The organism is bacterium (assembly GCA_040753555.1).
In the GTDB taxonomy this organism is placed as follows: domain Bacteria; phylum UBA9089; class UBA9088; order UBA9088; family UBA9088; genus JBFLYE01.
This window is the reverse complement of the sequence record JBFMDZ010000279.1, coordinates 1-2,328: the sequence shown is the minus strand read 5'-3', so window position 1 is coordinate 2,328 and position 2,328 is coordinate 1. Positions and strand designations below refer to the sequence as shown.

Genomic DNA, 2,328 nt, shown 5'->3' with positions numbered 1-2,328 from the left:
ATTGGTTGATTTAATAAGCCACCAATTGAGGATAAATCAATAGTAACCGAGCCAACACCACTTAGAGAATCAACCACATAGGCTGAAATTGTTATATTCTGCCGTAGTGTTACTATGCTTGGAACCACCTTTGGATTGGTAATTAAAGGAGGGTCAGCATCTACACTAAATGTTCCCCTTTCTGGATATGTGGGGTTTCCTGCTTTATCAAGGGCTTGGAGGAATAGGGTATGGGTTCCCGAGGATAGGGGAGAAGGAGGGGTATAGGTAAGGCTTCCATTGATGAAGCTTGGGGTAACCTCTTGGTCATCAAGCTTTAAGGTAATTGAGCCAACCCCAGATTTGTCATCGGTGATATTACAAGAGATGGTTGGCTTTCCTCCCACTTGGCCTTGTGATGGCGTAAGGTTGGCAATGGTTGGGGGGTTATAGTCAGAGGTAATGTATGGCTTAAGGAAGACCTTCTCCATAACCTGGGCAAGGATTAAATCTTCAGGAGATGTAGGGTTGTTCTTGTGGTAGACAACCACCTCATCAAATATTTCATTAAGCCTGGTTTCATTTGTACAGGAGACCTCAACCTCATAATTTTCTTCTGAATCCTCTTTCTCTATGATAGAGAATAAATTTTCATCTGTTGCCTTCTCTACCACCTCAAACCATATCTTATCTGGATCATCCATGCCTCCTGTTTGAATTGATTTTGGTCTTGCGGTAACATTCAATAGTGGAACACCCGCTGTGCCATATTGGGAAGGAGGAAGATACCGAGTCCAATCCAGCCAGTTTCTGATGGAAAACCAGGACTCTGTATAATTAGCTAAGGCAGGTGTGCCATCATCACTATTTGGCCATTGGCTTTTGAAGGCCTCCAGGTTGCCTTTTAGAGTATCAATGGCTTTTCTTTTTAGACAGCGTATATTTTGGGCAAGGATAAGCTCTGCCCAGGCTATGGCGGAGAGCTTTATTGCTCCTATGGAGCATTCGGACTTTACCTCGCTGATAGCTTCTGTGGTTAAACTTCCATCCGTCCAATCTGGATATTGCCTTTTTAACTCAATCAGCCTCTTATTCACCAATGCCCTCCAGATAAGCTTGGGCTTTGTCCTAAGGCTTACCCTTGGAAATGGAAGGATGTCTATAGGAAGGCCACCCTCTGTAAGGTAGATATAATAATCCATATCCCATTCTATATTGTGGTGGTATTTCATTACCGGGTCTTTTTCTCCCTCAGGTAATGCCTCTGGCAATGAAAGAAATTTTGGATTATGAGCAACCCAATCAGAGGCAATATGGCTACCAAAGCCCCTCCAGATTCCCTCATCTCCTGTATATGAGCAGAGTTTTATAATATAGGCAAAGTTTTCCTTGTCATCGGAGAAGTTGTATACTTTACGTGGATCATCTTCAGGTTTAGGACTTAATATTTTAATAGGAAGGGGTGAATGTGCCCTATTTCCCCATTCCTTTTCATATAATATCCCCTTGCCCACCCAGAATAGGTCAGGAGCCATGCTATTTCTGCAAAATACCTCATCTGCGCCTATTGACTGCCTTTTAGAAAGCCAATAGTGGGTTATTGGTCCCCAGCAAAACCCTATCTTTGCTAAAGCTAAGCTTAAAAGCAATATCTTCTTCATTTTATCATTTCCTCCTTTTTATGACTCATCTTTTCAATGAGCATCTTTTGCCAACCTGATTTTGTAAAAACAAAATCTCTATCTCCTTTATAATAGCTTATGTATAGAATACAAGCAGGACCATCCCACATTGAAAATCTTTTATATCCCATAATAGAATAACCAAAACTTACATTTAACTCCTTTCCCTCAAAATGAGCATAGACAGGCATATTAAACATCTTAAATATATGCCACTTATAGCTTGGATTTGGATTTTCCCATTCCCTCTCAGGCTTTATTTTCTCCTCATAGGTAAGCTTGTAGTCATCAATTACAGTCTTTCGGTTGATTTTGATGGGTTGGGAATATCCCAATGGTTTAATCTCAAATCGAAGTTGAGATATACGTTCATTTTTTGAAAATTTAGGTATATATATATATAGCATTTTACCATATTCGCTGTCTACTAAATCTACCTTAACTCCTTGGTGGGTGCCAATCTTTTTCTGATAATAAACAAGATCCTCCCTCAACCACTTCAAATACCTCATATCCGGCTTCCCTTTGTAATGGGGAAAGGGAAGATAAAGGGTTATCTCCCTTGCATCATCAGATTGAACAATAATTGTATAGTCTGTATCAAACTCTTTTGGTGGGCCTTCTGTTGGTCCAAATATAAAGAAACACCCTCCACAGCTTAGTAAGA

General features: G+C 40.4%; 2 protein-coding genes. Both read right to left on the bottom strand.

Annotated elements, in window-relative coordinates:
- Nucleotides 1-1,640, bottom strand: a 1,640-nt coding sequence (locus AB1630_12450; GenBank protein ID MEW6104602.1) for an Ig-like domain-containing protein, incomplete at its 3' end; no start/stop codon positions are given.
- Nucleotides 1,637-2,328 (bottom strand): hypothetical protein (locus tag AB1630_12445; protein MEW6104601.1); only part of this gene is annotated, 692 nt, incomplete at its 5' end. The genes AB1630_12445 and AB1630_12450, both read right to left, overlap by 4 nt.